18 protein-coding genes are annotated in these 16275 nt (G+C 67.6%); 7 read left to right on the forward strand and 11 right to left on the reverse strand.

Translation table 11 applies throughout. The features are described 5' to 3' along the window. Positions 1 to 85 precede the first annotated feature (85 nt). On the forward strand, positions 86 to 652 hold the full coding sequence (locus QMA07_RS09950) for a LemA family protein (protein WP_056508667.1): 567 nt from the start codon (positions 86 to 88) through the stop codon (positions 650 to 652). 72 nt (positions 653 to 724) lie between these two features. On the opposite strand, the gene QMA07_RS09955 is transcribed toward QMA07_RS09950, so the two are convergent. Both QMA07_RS09955 and QMA07_RS09960 read right to left on the reverse strand, forming a co-directional pair. After that, on the reverse strand, positions 725 to 1252 hold the full coding sequence (locus QMA07_RS09955) for a hypothetical protein (RefSeq protein ID WP_290161415.1): 528 nt from the start codon (positions 1250 to 1252) through the stop codon (positions 725 to 727). Next, on the reverse strand, positions 1249 to 2511 hold the full coding sequence (locus QMA07_RS09960; protein ID WP_290161416.1) for a crosslink repair DNA glycosylase YcaQ family protein: 1263 nt from the start codon (positions 2509 to 2511) through the stop codon (positions 1249 to 1251). The genes QMA07_RS09955 and QMA07_RS09960 overlap by 4 nt, the downstream gene beginning before the upstream one ends. Positions 2512 to 2591: 80 nt before the next feature. Here QMA07_RS09960 and QMA07_RS09965 point away from each other — a divergent pair, with 80 nt between their 5' ends. After that, positions 2592 to 3788: an AI-2E family transporter gene (locus QMA07_RS09965; protein ID WP_290161417.1), complete on the forward strand. Its 1197-nt coding sequence runs from the start codon at positions 2592 to 2594 to the stop codon at positions 3786 to 3788. Beyond that, positions 3785 to 5014 carry a threonine ammonia-lyase gene (ilvA, locus tag QMA07_RS09970; protein ID WP_290161418.1) on the forward strand — a complete coding sequence of 410 codons (1230 nt, stop codon included), beginning with the start codon at positions 3785 to 3787 and terminating at the stop codon, positions 5012 to 5014. Before QMA07_RS09965 ends, ilvA begins: the two co-directional genes overlap by 4 nt. Before the next feature lie 81 nt (positions 5015 to 5095). Here ilvA and greA read toward each other — a convergent pair whose 3' ends face one another. Together greA and QMA07_RS09980 are read right to left on the reverse strand one after the other, a co-directional pair. Then, positions 5096 to 5584 (reverse strand): transcription elongation factor GreA, encoded by a 489-nt coding sequence (gene greA, locus QMA07_RS09975; RefSeq protein WP_140036577.1) that lies wholly within the window; start codon positions 5582 to 5584, stop codon positions 5096 to 5098. Between the two features lie 96 nt (positions 5585 to 5680). Continuing rightward, a complete protein-coding gene (locus tag QMA07_RS09980; protein ID WP_290161419.1) occupies positions 5681 to 6067 on the reverse strand; it encodes a DUF4307 domain-containing protein in 387 nt (128 codons plus the stop codon). A gap of 69 nt (positions 6068 to 6136) precedes the next feature. Between QMA07_RS09980 and QMA07_RS09985 the strand changes: the two genes are divergently transcribed. Next, positions 6137 to 6421 carry a hypothetical protein gene (locus tag QMA07_RS09985; protein ID WP_290161420.1) on the forward strand — a complete coding sequence of 95 codons (285 nt, stop codon included), beginning with the start codon at positions 6137 to 6139 and terminating at the stop codon, positions 6419 to 6421. A 16-nt stretch (positions 6422 to 6437) separates the two neighbouring features. On the opposite strand, the gene QMA07_RS09990 is transcribed toward QMA07_RS09985, so the two are convergent. Continuing rightward, positions 6438 to 7118: a hemolysin III family protein gene (locus QMA07_RS09990; protein WP_290161607.1), complete on the reverse strand. Its 681-nt coding sequence runs from the start codon at positions 7116 to 7118 to the stop codon at positions 6438 to 6440. Positions 7119 to 7262: 144 nt separating this feature from the next. On the opposite strand from QMA07_RS09990, the gene QMA07_RS09995 reads away from it, so the two are divergent. Both QMA07_RS09995 and QMA07_RS10000 read left to right on the forward strand, forming a co-directional pair. Beyond that, positions 7263 to 8042 carry an isoprenyl transferase gene (locus QMA07_RS09995; protein ID WP_290161421.1) on the forward strand — a complete coding sequence of 260 codons (780 nt, stop codon included), beginning with the start codon at positions 7263 to 7265 and terminating at the stop codon, positions 8040 to 8042. A 204-nt stretch (positions 8043 to 8246) separates the two neighbouring features. Then, positions 8247 to 9629 (forward strand): PhoH family protein, encoded by a 1383-nt coding sequence (locus tag QMA07_RS10000; RefSeq protein WP_290161422.1) that lies wholly within the window; start codon positions 8247 to 8249, stop codon positions 9627 to 9629. 159 nt (positions 9630 to 9788) lie between these two features. Here the strand turns inward: QMA07_RS10000 and QMA07_RS10005 are convergent, their stop codons facing one another. The 6 genes from QMA07_RS10005 to xseA form a co-directional block, all read right to left on the reverse strand. Beyond that, positions 9789 to 10625 carry a DUF559 domain-containing protein gene (locus QMA07_RS10005; protein WP_290161423.1) on the reverse strand — a complete coding sequence of 279 codons (837 nt, stop codon included), beginning with the start codon at positions 10623 to 10625 and terminating at the stop codon, positions 9789 to 9791. A 209-nt stretch (positions 10626 to 10834) separates the two neighbouring features. Then, positions 10835 to 12253, reverse strand: coding sequence for a class II fumarate hydratase (locus QMA07_RS10010; protein ID WP_290161424.1), 1419 nt, complete (start codon positions 12251 to 12253; stop codon positions 10835 to 10837). Continuing rightward, positions 12250 to 12939 carry a carbonic anhydrase gene (locus QMA07_RS10015; RefSeq protein WP_290161425.1) on the reverse strand — a complete coding sequence of 230 codons (690 nt, stop codon included), beginning with the start codon at positions 12937 to 12939 and terminating at the stop codon, positions 12250 to 12252. The genes QMA07_RS10010 and QMA07_RS10015 overlap by 4 nt, the downstream gene beginning before the upstream one ends. 2 nt (positions 12940 to 12941) lie before the next feature. Continuing rightward, positions 12942 to 13580: a DUF4245 family protein gene (locus QMA07_RS10020; protein WP_290161426.1), complete on the reverse strand. Its 639-nt coding sequence runs from the start codon at positions 13578 to 13580 to the stop codon at positions 12942 to 12944. After that, positions 13577 to 13816 carry an exodeoxyribonuclease VII small subunit gene (locus QMA07_RS10025; RefSeq protein ID WP_290161427.1) on the reverse strand — a complete coding sequence of 80 codons (240 nt, stop codon included), beginning with the start codon at positions 13814 to 13816 and terminating at the stop codon, positions 13577 to 13579. Before QMA07_RS10025 ends, QMA07_RS10020 begins: the two co-directional genes overlap by 4 nt. A 31-nt stretch (positions 13817 to 13847) precedes the next feature. Beyond that, positions 13848 to 15140 carry an exodeoxyribonuclease VII large subunit gene (gene xseA, locus QMA07_RS10030; RefSeq protein ID WP_290161428.1) on the reverse strand — a complete coding sequence of 431 codons (1293 nt, stop codon included), beginning with the start codon at positions 15138 to 15140 and terminating at the stop codon, positions 13848 to 13850. Positions 15141 to 15194: 54 nt separating this feature from the next. Between xseA and QMA07_RS10035 the strand changes: the two genes are divergently transcribed. Beyond that, a complete protein-coding gene (locus QMA07_RS10035) occupies positions 15195 to 16274 on the forward strand; it encodes a 4-hydroxy-3-methylbut-2-enyl diphosphate reductase (protein WP_290161429.1) in 1080 nt (359 codons plus the stop codon). The last annotated feature ends 1 nt before the right edge of the window (position 16275 follow it).

The raw sequence follows: 16275 nt of genomic DNA on the forward strand, positions 1-16275 counted from the left end.
GGTCCTGCGCCTGACCGCGCGCACCCAGTCGACGCGCAGGCTGCGCCGATAGGATGAGACAAACACGAGGAAGGGTGGGCCTCTGATGGAATGGCTCGTGCCGGTACTGATCGTCGTCGGTGTGATTCTGCTCATCGGAATCTACCTCTGGGCGACCTATAACTCGCTGGTGCAGCTGAACGTCCGCGTCGACGAGGCGTGGAGCGGCATCACGGTTCAACTCAAGCGCAGGGCGGATCTGATACCCAACCTCATCGAGACGGTGAAGGGCTACGCCTCGCACGAGAAGGCGGTCTTCGAGAACGTCACTCGAGCGCGAGCCGAGACGCTCTCAGCAGGCGGTCCCGGTGAGGCGGGGATCGCAGAGGGGCACCTCCAGCAGGCGCTCCGAAGCCTCTTCGCGGTCGCGGAGGCGTATCCGCAGTTGCAGGCGAGCCAGAACTTCCTGCAGGTGCAGCAGGCCCTCGTCGACACCGAAGACAAGATCCAGGCCGCGCGTCGCTTCTACAACGGCGGGGTGCGTGAGCTGAACACCAAGATCAAGGTCTTCCCGAACAATCTCTTCGCGAAGGGGCTCGGATTCACCGAGCGCGAGTTCTTCGAGGTCGCCGACAGCGGCGCGATCTCCGAGCCGCCCCGCGTGCAGTTCTGAGCTGCAGGAAGGCCCGATGTGCACCGGCGCATCGGGCCTTCCGCGTCTTCGGATGCTGACCCGGAGCAGTGCTCACCACACGTCGAGATCGACCTCGCCGTCCTCGACGGTCACGTCGCCGCGGAGTGTCCATGATTCCGTGCGATAGGTCTCGGTTCTCGGGCTGCCGTCCTGCGCGGTTCCCGACACGGTCGCGACGAGGATGCCGCCCTCGGCGATGAAACCGTCTTCGGCGATGAAACCGTCTTCGGCGGTGACGCCGTCAGCCGTCAGGGTCAACATCGGCAGCTGCTCGATGCGGAAGCGGACGTCGTCGACCGCGGCGAACTCGGTTCCCCACGGGATCCTGATGCCGCATCCGTCAGGAACGACGCCCTCGGCGATCTCGGCGGACGTGCAGTCCTCGAGGTGCTCGTCGAGGGACTGCTGCGCCAGCGCCCGCAGATCGATGTCGGGGTCGGGCGTCGGCGAGCTCGTCGCGGTCGGCGTGGCCTCTGACGAGGGGGCGCCGCTCGACGCCTGCCACAGCCACACCGCAGCCCCCGCCACGAGGAGCGCGGCGACGACGACGCCTATCGCCCATGCGCGCCGGCGAGTCATTCGGCGCTCTCCCTGGCATGCACGTGGCGACGCACCGACGTGTCTGCGCGACCGGACAGCGCTGCATGCAGTGCCTCGGCCGCCGTGCCCCAGCGCGAGACGGAGACATGCGCGAGCCCCTGCCAGTCAGCCGCGAGCGCGAGCTCAGCGGCGATCCTCTCGGCATCCGCGTCCGGTCGGGACTGAGGCTCCCACCAGGCCGACTGCACCTGGAGCGTCGACGTCGCGCGGTCGGCCTTGAGGTCGACACGCGCCACGATCCGGTCACCCACGAGCACGGGCAGCGAGTAATACCCGTATCGCCGCTTCTCGGCAGGAACGTAGATCTCGATCCGGTAGTCGAGCTCGAAGGCGCGCAGCGCGCGGTCACGGAACCAGACCACCGGGTCGAATGGCGTCAGGAGAGCGGCGGCGTCGATCCTGCGCGGCAGCACTGCATCGCGGTGTCGCCAGCTGGGCAGCGGGCGACCACCTCTGTCCCATCCGCGCACCGAGACCGGGAGGATCTCGCCGGAGTCGACCAGATCTGCGATCGACCGTGCCACCGCCGCGCGATCGCGGATGCGGTGGTAGTCCGCGAGGTCCGACTGGGTTGCGACACCTGACGATCGCGCCGCTCGCCGGGTGAGCTCGCGGATCGCGTCCTCACGGGGCACCTCCTGCGACAGTATGGCGTCGGGGATCACCTGCTCGGCGAGCGCGTACGTGCGCTCGAAGCCCTTTCGGCCGCTGATCGCCACATCGCCGGTACGCCAGAGATGCTCGAGGGCGAGCTTCACGTCGTCCCAATCCCACCAGGTGCCTCGCTCACGAGGAGCATCGTCCCGGAGGTCCGCCGGTCGCAGCGGACCTCTGGCGCGGAGTTCGTCCTGCACCCAGCGGAGGGTGCGCGTGTTGGTGCTCGTCCAGGAGTCGGCCGCCGCCCATCTGGCGCGGAAATGATCCATGCGGAACCGCCAAAGCGGCCAGTCCTCGACGGGGATGAACGTCGCCTCGTGAGCCATGTATTCGACGTAGTGGGTCGTGCGCGAGTGGAAGACGCGGTCGAAGAGAGCCGGATCGTAGGCACCCAGGCGCGAGAACAGCGGCATGTAGTGAGACCGCGCGAACACGTTGACCGAGTCGATCTGCAGCACTCCGAGTCGATCCATCGCCCGGTGGATGTGCCGGGCCGACACCGACGCGGGGCGTGCACGTGAGAAACCCTGAGCGGCGAGTGCGATGCGACGGGCCTGGGCAGCGCTGAGGGTGTCGGTCACCACGTCAGGCTATCGCCGGTCTCCGACATACGGGCCCATGCCCGTCAGGACCTGTGGTGACAGCGCCTTAGACTTGGGCGATGAGCGAAGAGCAGCGACCGCGGCTGAGAGATCTCTTCCGACCGCGCCCTGTGTCCCCGGACCGGAATTCCCCCATCGACGCCGATGCGACAGTGCCCATCGGACTGCGCATCGCGGCGGCATACGCGTGGCGGCTGCTGCTGCTCGCGGCCGTCGTCGCCGGCTTCATCTGGCTCGTCATCGAGCTCAAGCTGCTCGTCATCCCGCTGATGGTGGGCATCCTGATCACGGCGCTGCTCTGGCCGGGTTTCCAGTGGATGCTGCGCCACCGCTTCCCGCGTTGGCTGGCCGTCGCCCTCTCGATCATCGGCACGCTGGCGATCGTCTCGCTGCTGTTGTGGCTCGTGATCTGGCAGATCCGTGCGCAGCTCCCCGACGTGCAGGAGCGCAGTTCCCAAGCGATAGACGAGTTCCGCACTTTCCTGCTCGACGGCCCGCTGCACCTCAGCGAATCGCAGATCCAGGGCTACATCGACCAGGGCCTCGAGATCATCAACGAGCAGACGCAGGCTCTGTTGAACGGCGCCCTCGCGGTCGGCACCACCGCCGCGCACGTCGTGACGGGCGCGGTGCTCTCGCTGTTCATCCTCATCTGCCTGCTGGCCGACGGGCGGGGCATCTGGAAGTGGACGCTGCGCCTCTTCCCCCGTGCCGCACGCCCTGCTGCCGACGCCGCGGGGAGCAACGGCTTCGCGACGATCGTCAACTACGCACGCACGCAGCTGCTCGTCGCCGCGATCGACGCCGTCGGCATCGGCCTCGGAGCCGCGCTGCTCGGCGTTCCGCTGGCGATCCCCGTCGCGGTGCTCGTCTTCCTCGGTTCGTTCATCCCCATCGTCGGTGCCGTCGTGACCGGAGCGATCGCCGTTCTGCTCGCCCTCGTCTACAACGGCCCCTGGATCGCGCTCGCGATGCTGGCCGTCGTGCTCGGCGTGCAGCAGCTCGAGGGCCACATCCTGCAGCCGATCCTCATGGGCTCGGCCGTCAAGGTGCATCCGCTCGCCGTCGTCCTGGTGGTCGCCGGGGGCTCGATGGTCGGCGGCATACCCGGAGCACTGTTCGCGGTGCCTCTCGCGGCCTTCGTCAACGTCGCGGCCGTGACTGTCAGCACCGGTGCCTGGCGCACCGGCGATCAACCGGACGCAGACCTGATCTGGAGCACAGTGCCGCGCGAGCGCACACGGAGGAATCGATGAGCGCAGTTCCCAGCCTGACCGAGTTCGAGAGCGCAGCTCAGAGTCTGGCTGAGGTGATCACGCACACACCGACTCTGCCCTCACGCGCTCTCTCCGACGTCCTCGGTGCCCCCGTTCTGCTCAAGATGGAGAATCTGCAGCGCACGGGGTCGTTCAAGATCCGCGGCGCGGCCTACCGGCTCTCCCGCCTGAGCGCCGAAGAGCGATCGCATGGGGTCGTCGCAGCCTCGGCCGGCAATCACGCGCAGGGGGTCGCTCTGGCGGCGCAGGCTCTCGGCATCCCTGCGACGATCTTCATGCCCATCGGCGTGCCGGTGCCGAAGCTGCTCGCCACGCGCGGCTACGGCGCGGAGGTGGTGCTCGAGGGCGAGACCGTCGCGACCTCGCTCCGGCTCGCGGCGGAGTTCTCCGAGCGCACCGGAGCGATGCTCATCCACCCGTTCGACCATCGCGACGTCGTGATCGGCCAGGGCACTCTCGGACTCGAGCTGCTGGAGGACGCACCCGAGGTCGACACGATCGTGCTGGGCATCGGCGGCGGAGGGCTGATCGCGGGGGTCGCCGCCGCGGTCAAGGCCCGTGCGGCTCAGCTCGGTCGAACAGTGCGCATCATCGGCGTGCAGGCAGAGAACGCGGCAGCGATGCCGCCGTCGCTCCATGCCGGGCACCCGGTGGACATCGAGACCCGGCCCACCATCGCCGACGGCATCCTGGTCGCGCGCCCCGGCGCCATCCCGTTCGACATCATCAAGGATCTCGTCGATGAGGTCGTCACCGTCTCGGACGACGATCTGGCGCGAGCGATCCTGATCCTGCTCGAGCAGGCCAAGGTGGTCGTCGAGCCGGCCGGCGCTGCCGGTGTCGCCGCGATCCTGGCGGGCAAGGTCTCGGCGACGGGCACCACGATGGCGGTGCTGTCAGGAGGAAACATCGACCCGCTCCTGCTGCAGCGCGTCGTCGCGCACGGACTCGCCGCGTCGGGTCGATACCTCACGATCCGCATCCCACTGCCCGATCGCCCCGGTCAGCTCGCGCGGGTGTCCGAGCTGATCGCCGCGGCAGGGGCGAACGTCATCGAGGCGATGCATACGCGCCACGGACACGGCCTGCAGATCAGCGAGGTGTTCCTCGAGCTCAGTGTCGAGACGCGCGGTGCGGAGCACTCCGAGCACACCCTCGACACACTCCGCCACGCCGGCTTCCATCCGATCGTCGTGCCGGACTGACGCGACGTCCGGATACGCCGATGCCCCGTCCGAGTGGACGGGGCATCGGCACATCGAAACGCTGTCGCGGTGCGACCGGTGTCAGCCGGTGTAGGTCTCGACCTTCACGATCTCGACCGAGATCGCGCGCCCGTTCGGAGCCTCGTACGACGACTTCTCGCCGACCTTGAGTCCGAGGATCGCCTGCCCGAGCGGGCTGGCTTCGCTGTACACGTCGAGGTCGCTGCCCACGGCGATCTCGCGGCTGCCGAGCAGGAAGATCTCTTCGCCGCCGGCGACCATCGCGGTCACGACGGTGCCGGGCTCGACGATGCCGCGGCTCGCGGGTGCCTCACCGACCTTGGCCGTCTTGAGGAGGTTCTCGAGGGTGCGGATCCGCGCCTCCTGCTTGCCCTGCTCGTCCTTCGCGGCGTGGTATCCGCCGTTCTCCTTGAGGTCGCCCTCTTCGCGAGCCGCTTCGATGCGCTTGGCGATCTCTTCGCGACCGGTGGTGGAGAGGTGCTCGAGCTCGGCGACGAGCCGGTCATACGCTTCCTGCGTGAGGAAGGGAACCTGAGCGTCAGTAGACATGACGAAGCTCCTTCGGTAAGTACCCGGCGACGTTCCGCGGGGGATATGCCAAGACGCCCCGGCACGGTGCCAGGGCGTCATCTGTCTGGCACGAGTCTAAGCGACCCAGCAGCTGTTCACCAAACCTGTCGTCGCGGCCGAGACGGTGGGAACCGTGGCCGAGAGCGCCTGCGAATGCGTGTCTCCGGCAGGGATCTCGACGACCTTCCAGCCGACGACTCCGAACTCCTCGTCGAGCGCCTCGACGACGCAGGCCACGTCCTTGCCCTGCACTCCGGTGATCTGGAAGCGCACCGTGACGCTGTGCTCGTCGACCAGGTCGAAGCCGAGATCGTCGGAGTCGACCGCATTCATCTGCGACGTGACGATCATCCAGCCGAACGCGCCGACGAGAAGTGCGGCAAGGATGATGACGACGATCCACGGACCCCGCCGGGTTCGGGTGCGGCCATAGCGGTCATCGAGCTGTTCTGCGGTCGTCACGGGGTGGGTCTTCCGGTCGTTAGGCTGGTAACTCCAGGTTATGCGACCTGCGCATGAAAGGCAGACTCCATGCTCGCTCTGACCGAGACCCCGATGCCCACGCCCTCGATGACGGTGGCACCGGAGCTGGTCACTCCAGGTTTCGTCGGCTTCGCCGCCGTCGTGATCATCCTGATCGCGGTGATCCTGCTGATCCTCGACATGAACCGTCGGATCCGTCGGGTCCGCTATCGCGAAGAGGTCAGGGAAGAGCTCGACGCCGAAGAGGCCGCGCTCGCGGCCGACGAGGCGACCGAGACGGATGCCGATCTGCCGATCGTCCGTGAGGGCGACGACAACCCCGAGAAGCGCTGACCGCCCCGGAGCGTTCTCAGGCCCCGAGCGACGGGGACAGCGGTGCCAGCGCGATGAGCAGGCACGCGACCCAGTGGCACAGGAAGGCGAGCACCGTGCACAGGTGGAAGATCTCGTGGAAGCCGAAATGGCCCGGCCACGGGTTCGGCCTCTTCAGCGCATAGACGATCGCACCGCCGGTGTAGAGCAGGCCCCCGATGATGACGAGCGCCATCATGGTCGCGTTCGCGACGAACAGATCGGCGAGGTACATCACCGCCGCCCAACCGAGCAGCAGATAGAGCGCGACGTACAGCCACCGAGGGGCATTGATCCAGAACACCCGGAACAGGATGCCGACCAGTGCCCCCGACCAGACGAAGACGAGGAGCAGCGCGCCCTTGCCGGGCGGGAGCGCGAGCACCGCGAGCGGGGTGTACGTGCCGGCGATCAGGAGAAGGATGTTCGCGTGGTCGATCCGCTTGAGGACGATCTTGACCTTCGGACTCCAGTCGATCCGGTGATACAGCGCCGAGTTGCCGAACAGCAGCAGCGATGACGCCATGAACACCGCGGCTGCCCACTTCGCGGCTCCGCCCTGTGCGACGGCGATCAGCACCACACCGGCGACGATCGCGATCGGGAAGGTGGCTGCGTGCAGCCAGCCCCGCCAGGTGGGCTTGATCTCGACCGCGGCATCGTGCGCCGCATCCTCCATGAGGGGCAGCTGAGGGACATCGGGTACCGCGGAGTCGGGTGTGCTCACGCCCTCACTCTATGCGGGCGACCATGCAGGCGAGCGTACATAACCTGAGCGTCAGCCCCTGTGACTCCGGCCCCGGCACGATAGCGTAGGGAGGTGATGTCACGCGATGTTCAGGGGCGGGGGCCGCTGTACCGGCTCTACACCAGCAGGCTTCGCCGACACCTCGACCCGGAGTCGGTCCCGCATCACGTCGCCATGATGATCGATGGCAATCGACGATGGGCCCGACAGCTCGGCTACGAGACTCCTGCAGAGGGGCACAGGGCGGGCGCCGCCAAGATGCGGGAGTTCCTCGGATGGTGCGACGAGCTCGGCATCCGTGTGGTGTCGCTCTATCTTCTGTCGAGTGACAACCTGCTCAAGCGCGACTCGGCCGAGCTGGCCGACCTGATCGAGATCATCGCGGAGCTCGCCGAGGCGCTGTCGCGAGAAGGCAACTGGCGAGTGAAGCATGTCGGTCGCTCCGACATCCTCCCTGCCGAACTCGCGAGAGTGCTCGACGACGCGCAGGAGCGCACGCGTGAGCACACGGGACTGCACGTCAACCTCGCGGTCGGCTACGGCGGACGCAACGAGATCGTCGATGCCGTGCGGAGCATCGTGACGGCGCACCAGGCGTCCGGAGGCACCATCGAAGACCTCGCCGCACACCTCACGCCCGAGATGATCGGCGAGCATCTCTACACCGGTGGCCAGCCGGATCCGGACCTCGTCATCCGCACGAGCGGGGAGCAGCGGCTGAGCGACTTCCTGCTGTGGCAGAGCGCCCACAGCGAGTTCTACTTCGTCGAGGCGCTCGGGCCGGATCTGCGACAGGTCGACTTCCTCCGAGCGATCCGTGACTTCGCGGATCGCGATCGGCGATTCGGTCGCTGACGTCTCGGGCGACGCCGTCGGACACGATTCGTTAATCAACGCGTAACGAACTCTTGGCGTGTCGAGGCGAGCGAATGTCGGCGCGTGGTCGTAGCTTCTAGGCATCGGGCAAAGCGCCCGTCGGGTCGGCCTCAGGTTGACGACTCGTGACCCCCTGGTCGACTCGTTCGAACACACCGGGATTCCCCGGGTCGGGAGTGGGTCGTGACCTCACGTACAGCGCAGCAGTCCACAGGCACAGCGCAGCAGTCCACCCGTAAGACGACGACAAGAGCAGCCTCCGCTGATCCTGACCAGGATCTCCGGACATACGTGCTCGACACGTCCGTCCTGCTGAGTGATCCTCAGGCCTTCTTCCGGTTCGCCGAGCATTCGGTGGTCGTGCCGGTCGTGGTCATCACCGAGCTCGAAGGCAAGCGCCACGATCCTGAGATCGGCTACTTCGCGCGCCAGGCGCTGCGTCACCTCGACGACCTGCGCATCGAACACGGGCGTCTGGACTTCCCGGTCGAGGTCGGCGACGGCGGCACGCTCCGCGTCGAGCTGGCCAACACCGATGCCTCGGTGCTCCCCGCCGGGATCCGGCTGAGCGACAACGACACCCGCATCCTCTCCGTCGCGATGAACCTCGCGCAGGACGGGCAGGACGTCACGATCGTCTCGAAGGACCTGCCGATGCGGGTCAAGGCGGCGTCCCTCGGTCTTCGCGCCGAGGAGTACCTCGCCGAGCAGGCCATCGACTCGGGATGGACCGGCATCACCACGCTCGACCTGTCAGGCGATGACATCAGCGACCTGTACGAGAGCGAGGTCGGCATCAGCGAAGACGCCAGGGGCCTGGCGGTCAACACCGGACTCATCATCCACTCCGAGCGCGGTTCGGCCCTCGGCAGGGTGACCGGCGACGGCGAGTACAAGCTCGTGCGCGGCGATCGCGACATCTTCGGCATGCACGGCCGATCCGCCGAACAGCGGATCGCGATCGACCTGCTCACCGATCCCGACATCGGCATCGTCTCGCTCGGCGGGCGTGCGGGCACCGGCAAATCGGCACTGGCGCTCTGCGCGGGTCTCGAGGCGGTGCTCGAGCGGCAGCAGCAGAAGAAGATCATCGTGTTCCGGCCGCTGTTCGCCGTCGGGGGCCAGGAGCTCGGCTACCTGCCCGGAGACCAGGGCGAGAAGATGGGGCCGTGGGGGCAGGCGGTCTTCGACACGCTCGGCTCGGTGGTCTCGGGCAACGTCATGGAGGAGATCGTCGAACGCGGCATCCTCGAGGTGCTTCCGCTCACGCACATCCGCGGTCGGTCGCTGCACGACGCGTTCGTGATCGTCGACGAGGCGCAGTCCCTCGAACGCAACGTGCTGCTGACGGTGCTCAGTCGCATGGGGCAGAACTCCCGAGTGATCCTGACCCACGACGTCGGTCAGCGGGACAACCTCCGGGTCGGCCGCCACGACGGTATCGCCAGTGTGATCGAGACGCTCAAGGGGCACGACCTCTTCGCCCATGTGACGCTGATGCGCTCCGAGCGCTCCGCCATCGCGGCGCTCGTGACGGAGCTTCTGGAGGGAGGCGAGCTCAGCTGAGCTGTCGTGTGTCTCGGAGGATGCGTCGTCGATTCGCTTCCGTCTGCGGTTCATCTCGGGGGCCGACACGCCATACGCCGCCCTTCTTGAACCGATGCAGTCGACGTCTGGTGTGTCGGCCCCCGGAATGAGCATCGGCGCCAAGGAACGGTCATGCTGTCAGCTGAGATCGTCCGCGCGGCGGATAGCCGCCATGACGGCAGCCTGCACGGAGGGCCAGTCATGGATGACCTGTGCGTAGTCGAAGCGCAAGGTCTCATACCCCTGTGCGGAGGCTCTGGCATCCCGGACGAGATCCTTGTGGCGACGATCATGACCGGCGTGGTTCTCGCGCCCGTCGACTTCGAGAATGAGCCGCCCACCCAGGACGAAGTCGACGCGACCGACGCCGTCGATGGTCACCTGAGCAGCGAGGACGATGTCGAGCAGGTGAAGTCTCAGGCGAAGGATCGATTCGAGTCCGCTCTCCGAACCGTCTTGTGCGAGCTCGAAGAGCCACCGGGCGGATGCCGGGAGAGCCGCCCGGATCCGGAGGCGCGCCGCGCGTGTCAGGGCGCGACGCTGCAGAGCGGACTCGAATGAGGCGAAGAACGACTCCTCGCCCTCGCAGCGGAACAGGTGGATGAGAGCCGTCTCGACATCGACGACTCCGAGCGGCACAGTGCCCCGGAAGAAGTGGCTTCGGCATCGGCATCCGTCGTGCTCATAGGTCCGGCCGCGCCGGCCGATCCAGACGTGCACGCGGTCCGCGTCTGCGAGGACCCACACGCCGTGATGGCGCAGCGCCGCGCTGCAGGTGAGGGCGCCGCCGTGCGCAGCGGCTCGTCGGAGCGATTCAGGGATTGTCGGCGAGGCGAACAGTCCCGGCCGGATGCGGTCGATGTGCCCTGCCCGCACAGCTCTCGTGAGGGCGGGGCGGTCGAGACCGTGGTGCTGGAGGCGCGTTCCGCGAGCGAGCCCGCCAAGGCGATCGAGGGTGAGTCGTGGATCGAGCATCCCCGCATCGTGGCAGTTCTCTCTGCGCCGTGACGTCACGCGTGGGCGTCCTTCCGGCAGCGGTGCAGAAACCGCCGGCGTGCGACCAGTTGCAGGAACAGTGCTCTGTCACACACATCGGGGGCCGACACACCAGCTGCCGAGCGGGAAAGCCTCCTGCGCTCGGCATCCGGTGTGTCGGCCCCCGAAGTGGTGGGACCGGCTCGCGATCAACCGGGGTGGGTCATCGAGAGCAGGTCGAGCTTCTCGTCGAGCTGCTCGAGCGTCAGGTCGCCGCGCTCGACATATCCGAGGTCGATGACCGCGTCGCGCACCGTGATGCCCTTCGCGACCGAGTGCTTGGCGATCTTCGCCGCGGCCTCGTATCCGATCAGCTTGTTGAGCGGGGTGACGATCGACGGGCTCATGCCGGCGAATGCCGCCGCACGGTCGAGGTTGGCCTGGAGTCCGTCGACGGTCTTGTCGGCGAGCACGCGCGACGCGTTCGCGAGCAGACGGATCGACTCGAGTACTGCGGTGCCCATGACCGGGATGGCGACGTTCAGCTCGAAGGAGCCGGATGCGCCCGCCCACGCGACGGTCGCGTCGTTGCCGATCACCCGGGCGCAGACCATGAGCACGGCCTCGGGAACCACCGGGTTGACCTTGCCGGGCATGATCGACGACCCGGGCTGGAGGTCGGGGATGTGCAGCTCGCCGAGACCCGTGTTGGGGCCCGAGCCCATCCAACGCAGATCGTTGTTGATCTTGGTCAGCGAGACCGCGATCGTGCGGAGTGCGCCCGATGCCTCGACGAGTCCGTCACGGTTCGCCTGGGCCTCGAAGTGGTCCTTCGCCTCGGTGATCGGGAGCTCGGTCTCGGCGGCGAGCAGCTCGATGACCTTCTGCGGGAATCCGAGCGGCGTGTTGATACCGGTGCCGGTGGCAGTGCCGCCCAGCGGGACCTCGGCGACGCGAGGAAGCGCAGACTGCACGCGCTCGATGCCGAGGCGCATCTGTCGGGCATAGCCTCCGAACTCCTGGCCGAGCGTGACCGGGGTGGCATCCATCAGGTGCGTGCGGCCGGACTTCACCGCGTCCTTCCACAGATCGGCCTTGGCCTCGAAGGCGACGGCGAGGTGGTCGAGCGCGGGGATCAGCGTGTCGATGAGCGCCTGCGTGACGGCGATGTGCACGGAGGTCGGGAAGACGTCGTTCGACGACTGCGAGGCGTTCACGTGGTCGTTCGGGTGCACGTTCGCACCGAGGATGCGGGTCGCGAGGGTGGCGAGCACCTCGTTCATGTTCATGTTCGATGACGTGCCCGAGCCGGTCTGGTAGGTGTCGACGGGGAACTCGCCGTCGTGAGCACCTGCGGCGACCTGGTCGGCGGCCTGCGCGATCGCGTCGGCGATGGCACCGTCGAGGGTTCCCAGCTCCTTGTTCGCGAGCGCGGCAGCCTTCTTGATGCGCGCGAGCGCGGCGATCTGCGTCGATTCGAGACCCTTGCCCGAGATCGGGAAGTTCTCCACGGCGCGCTGCGTCTGGGCGCCGTAGAGCGCGTTCACGGGAACCCGCACCTCACCCATGGTGTCGTGCTCGATGCGGTACTCCGCTGCATCGCCGCTGCGCTGGTGTGTGTCGGTCATTCCGAACCCTCCTTGGTTGCGGGGCCGTGCCCCTCGGTGTCGATTCCGTCGGTGTCGATTCCGACCGTGATGACGGGCACCGCGGTGCCCTCGGCCAGACGGTAATTGGCTCCCACGATGCCCAGCCGTCCCTCGGAGACGGCGCTGGAGATCACCTCCGACGACTGCAGCAGGTCGCGGACGGTGTTGCGCAGGTGCTCGGCGCCGACGAGATCGGCGTCGATCTCGTCGACGGTGGTGCCACCGCTCTCAGCCAGCACCTTGCGGGCCGCCGGGACGATCGGGGCGATGAGCTTCCAGATGTGCGGCGGCAGGGGAGCAGCGTCGATGGCCGTGCCGTCGATGGCGGCTCGCACCGCGCCGCACGAGTCATGCGCGAGGACGACGATCAGAGGCACGTTCAGCACGGCGACCGCGTACTCGAGGCTCGCGACGATCGATTCGCCGATCACCTGGCCGGCGTTGCGCACGACGAACAGGTCGCCGAGTCCGAGATCGAAGATGATCTCCGCGGCGAGTCTCGAGTCGGAGCAGCCGAACAGAGTGGCGACCGGATGCTGTGCTGCGGCGAGGTGCCGACGACGAGCCACATCCTGGTTCGGGTGCTGAGGCGCATCATCGACGAATCGCTGGTTGCCGTCCTGCATCTGCTTCCAGGCAGCAGCGGGGGTGAGCGCGTGGGTCATGTTCACTCCGAGAGGTCGCGGATCTGGGGGACGAGAGACTCGGCGAGTTCCGCGGTGGAGTCTGCGGAACGCGAACCGTAGAGCAGCAGGTAGTCGTCACCCGCCTGGGTGCCGATGGCGTAGGTGAGGTTCTGCTTCGCGCCCGCATCGCCGAGGGCGTAGACATCCCATTCGAGACCACCGATCGACGTCGTGTCGGTGGGCGCGGTGCCGTTGAGTCGCTGGGGGGCCCACGAGGAGTCGGCATCGAAGGCCTGCGCGAGCTTGATGAAGCCGCGCTCGTCTTCGGCTGACGGTGCCAGGGTGACGTCCCAGACCACGGTGGCGCCGCTCGTGAGTTCGGCTGTGTTGACCCGCCAGAAGTCCGCCAGGTCGGGCACGATCACGGGACGATCCATCGTGGATTCCACGTCGGCGGCGATGCCGACCACGTCGATCTCCCTCGTGGTCGCCGGCTCCCCGCGAGGAACGGCCAGCACGATCACCGCGACGATGGCCAGTGTGACGATCAGCGCGGCCACCAGACTGCGCACGGTCTGGCTCGAGCGGTACGCCTTGCTCGAAGCGGCCTTGCGTGCCGCTGTCTCCTCCGGGGTCTCCGGACGCCCGAGCTCGGCGACGATGGGAGCCGGCTTGTTCACGATTCGTCTCCGTCCGCGCTGCCGGTCGATGTGGCGCGCGCAGCCTCGAGACGACGCTTCGCGCCGAGAAGCCACTCCTCGCAGCGAGCGGCGAGCGCCTCGCCGCGCTCCCAGAGAGCGAGCGACTGCTCGAGGGTCGGAGCGCCCTGTTCGAGCTCGGAGACGACCTTCACCAGCTCGTCGCGAGCGGCCTCGAATGACAGCGTGTCCACGGGGGTGTCGTTCAGCGCACTCACGCCTCCATCCTACGCCGTGCGCAGGGCGCGCTCAGCCGGAGCGGGGCGCCGGCGCCTCCTCGATCTCGCCCTCCGAGCGCGCCGCGACAGAGCCCCGGTCGACCGTGATCGTCAGTCTGCTGCCGGCCGGAGCGTCCGCGGCGTCTCGAAGGATGACCCCGCCGTCGAGGTGAGCGATCGCGTAGCCGCGCGACAGTGTGGCTGCAGGAGAGAGCGCCCGCAGCGAGGCTCGCAGCTCGCTGGTCGCTCGGCCGGCCGCATCCTGCTGACGCGTGATCGTGTCGCGTCCTCGGGAGAGCAGAAGCCACACGTCCTGAGAGCGCGAGTCGATGATCGGGTCGGGAGACCGCAGCGAAGGGCGTGAGCGCAGCTGCTCCAGCTGCGCGATGTCGTGCGAGAGGCGCTGCGTGAGTCTCGTCGTCGCTCTCGATCGGAGCTGCGCGATCAGTGCCCGCTGCTCGCTCACGTCGGGCACGACGCGCTTCGCGGCATCCGTCGGAGTCGAGGCGCGCAGATCGGCGACGTCGTCGAGCAGGGGGTGGTCGTTCTCATGCCCGATCGCGCTGACGATCGGAGTGGATGCCGCCGCGACGGCTCTCACGAGACGCTCGTCGCTGAATCCGAGAAGCGTCTGCGGGTCGCCTCCGCCTCGGGCGATGACGATCACGTCGACATCGGGGTCGGCGTCGAGACGCGCCAGCGCTGCGAGCGTCTCCGGGACGCACCGGTCGCCCTGCACTGCCGCGTACTCGGTGCGGAAGCGCACCTGGGGCCACCGCAGCTCCGCGTTGCGGTGCACGTCCTTCTCGGCATCAGACTTCTCGCCGGTGATCAGACCGATCACATGCGGGAGGAACGGGAGCCGCTTCTTGCGCGAGGGATCGAACAGGCCCTCCTGACGCAGCTGCAGTCTGAGCTTTTCGAGCTTCTCGAGCTGATCGCCGAGACCCACGTGCTTCATCGCGGAGACCGCGAAGCTGAAGTCGCCGGCCTTCACGAAGTAGTCGGCTTTGACCGCGGCGACGACGTGGTCGCCCACTGCCAGGTCTCCGGGGATCCGCGGGCGCACGCTCGACCAGATCCGGATCGAGATCTGCGCCTCGGAGCGGGTGTCCTTGAGACGGGCGAAGATGTTGCCGCCGCGCACGTTCCAGGAGGTGATCTCGCCCTCGACCCACACGGTGTTCCAGCGGGCCACGAAGTCGCGGATCGTGCCGTTCAGGCGTGCGACGGACGTCGGAGCATCGGCCGATGAGTCGCGCGGCGCGACCGCATCCGCCGGTGGAGTCTCGCCGGATCTCGTCGACGCTTCGAAGACCGTCATCCGCTCAGTGCACCTTCCCGCTCCTGCTCAGGTTGTCGACGGTAGAATTCAAGAGTGACTTCGACTGCCGTTCATCTGCCCCTTCCGCGCGTTCCACGAGTACGTGGGGCGGCCGGGCGGCTTCAGGATAACCCGGTCGTCGGGGACAAGCGCGTTCTGCTCGCCGCTCCGCGCGGATACTGCGCCGGCGTCGACCGTGCTGTGGTCGCTGTCGAGAAGGCACTCGAGCGCTACGGCGCTCCGGTCTACGTGCGCAAGCAGATCGTCCACAACATCCATGTGGTGTCCGAGCTCGAAGAGAAGGGCGCGATCTTCGTCGAGGAGGTCGACGAGGTTCCCGAGGGCGCGCATGTCGTCTTCAGCGCTCACGGTGTCTCGCCTGCCGTCGTCGAGGCGGCATCGGACCGCGGGCTCCACGCGATCGACGCGACCTGCCCGCTGGTCACGAAGGTGCACCGTGAGGCCGTCCGATTCGCCCGCGACGACTTCGAGATCCTGCTCATCGGCCACGAAGGTCACGAAGAGGTCGAGGGCACGGCCGGGGAAGCCCCCGAGCATGTGACCATCGTGAACTCGCCAGACGAAGCCGACACCGTGCAGGTGAAGGATCCGTCCAAGGTGGTCTGGCTCTCGCAGACCACGCTCTCGGTCGACGAGACCATGGAGACGGTGAACCGCCTGCGCGCTCGATTCCCCGAGATGCACAATCCGCCGTCCGATGACATCTGCTACGCGACGCAGAACCGTCAGGTCGCCATCAAGAAGGTCGCGGCGAACGCGGATCTCGTGATCGTCGTCGGATCGGCGAACTCGTCGAACTCGGTGCGTCTGGTCGAGGTCGCACTCGAGTACGGTGCCAAGGCCGCCTACCGCGTGGACTATGCCGAAGAGGTCAAGCAGGAGTGGCTCGACGGCGTGGCGACGGTCGGCGTCACCAGCGGAGCATCGGTGCCGGAGGTCCTCGTCCGCGAGGTCCTCGATGCGCTCGACGGAGCGGGATACCGCGATGTCGAGGAGGTCAAAACGGCGGAGGAGGATCTGATGTTCTCGCTGCCCAAGGAACTTCGCCAGGATGCTGCAGGCCAGCGCGATGCGCGTGCGCTGGGAGGCCGTTCCTCGAGCGGGAATGCCTGAC

This window comes from Microbacterium sp. APC 3901 (genome assembly GCF_030407765.1).
GTDB lineage: Bacteria > Actinomycetota > Actinomycetes > Actinomycetales > Microbacteriaceae > Microbacterium.

Excerpts from the sequence above, each read along its gene's own strand:
- QMA07_RS10015 (WP_290161425.1), bottom strand. The coding sequence starts at position 12,939 with ATGACCCACGCGCTCACCCCCGCTGCTGCCTGGAAGCAGATGCAGGAC.
- QMA07_RS09985 (WP_290161420.1), top strand. The coding sequence starts at position 6,137 with ATGCTCGCTCTGACCGAGACCCCGATGCCCACGCCCTCGATGACGGTG.
- greA (WP_140036577.1), bottom strand. The coding sequence starts at position 5,584 with ATGTCTACTGACGCTCAGGTTCCCTTCCTCACGCAGGAAGCGTATGAC.
- ilvA (WP_290161418.1), top strand. The coding sequence starts at position 3,785 with ATGAGCGCAGTTCCCAGCCTGACCGAGTTCGAGAGCGCAGCTCAGAGT.
- QMA07_RS09950 (WP_056508667.1), top strand. The coding sequence starts at position 86 with ATGGAATGGCTCGTGCCGGTACTGATCGTCGTCGGTGTGATTCTGCTC.
- QMA07_RS09990 (WP_290161607.1), bottom strand. The coding sequence starts at position 7,118 with ATGGAGGATGCGGCGCACGATGCCGCGGTCGAGATCAAGCCCACCTGG.
- QMA07_RS09995 (WP_290161421.1), top strand. The coding sequence starts at position 7,263 with ATGTCACGCGATGTTCAGGGGCGGGGGCCGCTGTACCGGCTCTACACC.
- QMA07_RS10010 (WP_290161424.1), bottom strand. The coding sequence starts at position 12,253 with ATGACCGACACACACCAGCGCAGCGGCGATGCAGCGGAGTACCGCATC.
- xseA (WP_290161428.1), bottom strand. The coding sequence starts at position 15,140 with ATGACGGTCTTCGAAGCGTCGACGAGATCCGGCGAGACTCCACCGGCG.
- QMA07_RS09955 (WP_290161415.1), bottom strand. The coding sequence starts at position 1,252 with ATGACTCGCCGGCGCGCATGGGCGATAGGCGTCGTCGTCGCCGCGCTC.
- QMA07_RS10005 (WP_290161423.1), bottom strand. The coding sequence starts at position 10,625 with ATGCTCGATCCACGACTCACCCTCGATCGCCTTGGCGGGCTCGCTCGC.
- QMA07_RS09965 (WP_290161417.1), top strand. The coding sequence starts at position 2,592 with ATGAGCGAAGAGCAGCGACCGCGGCTGAGAGATCTCTTCCGACCGCGC.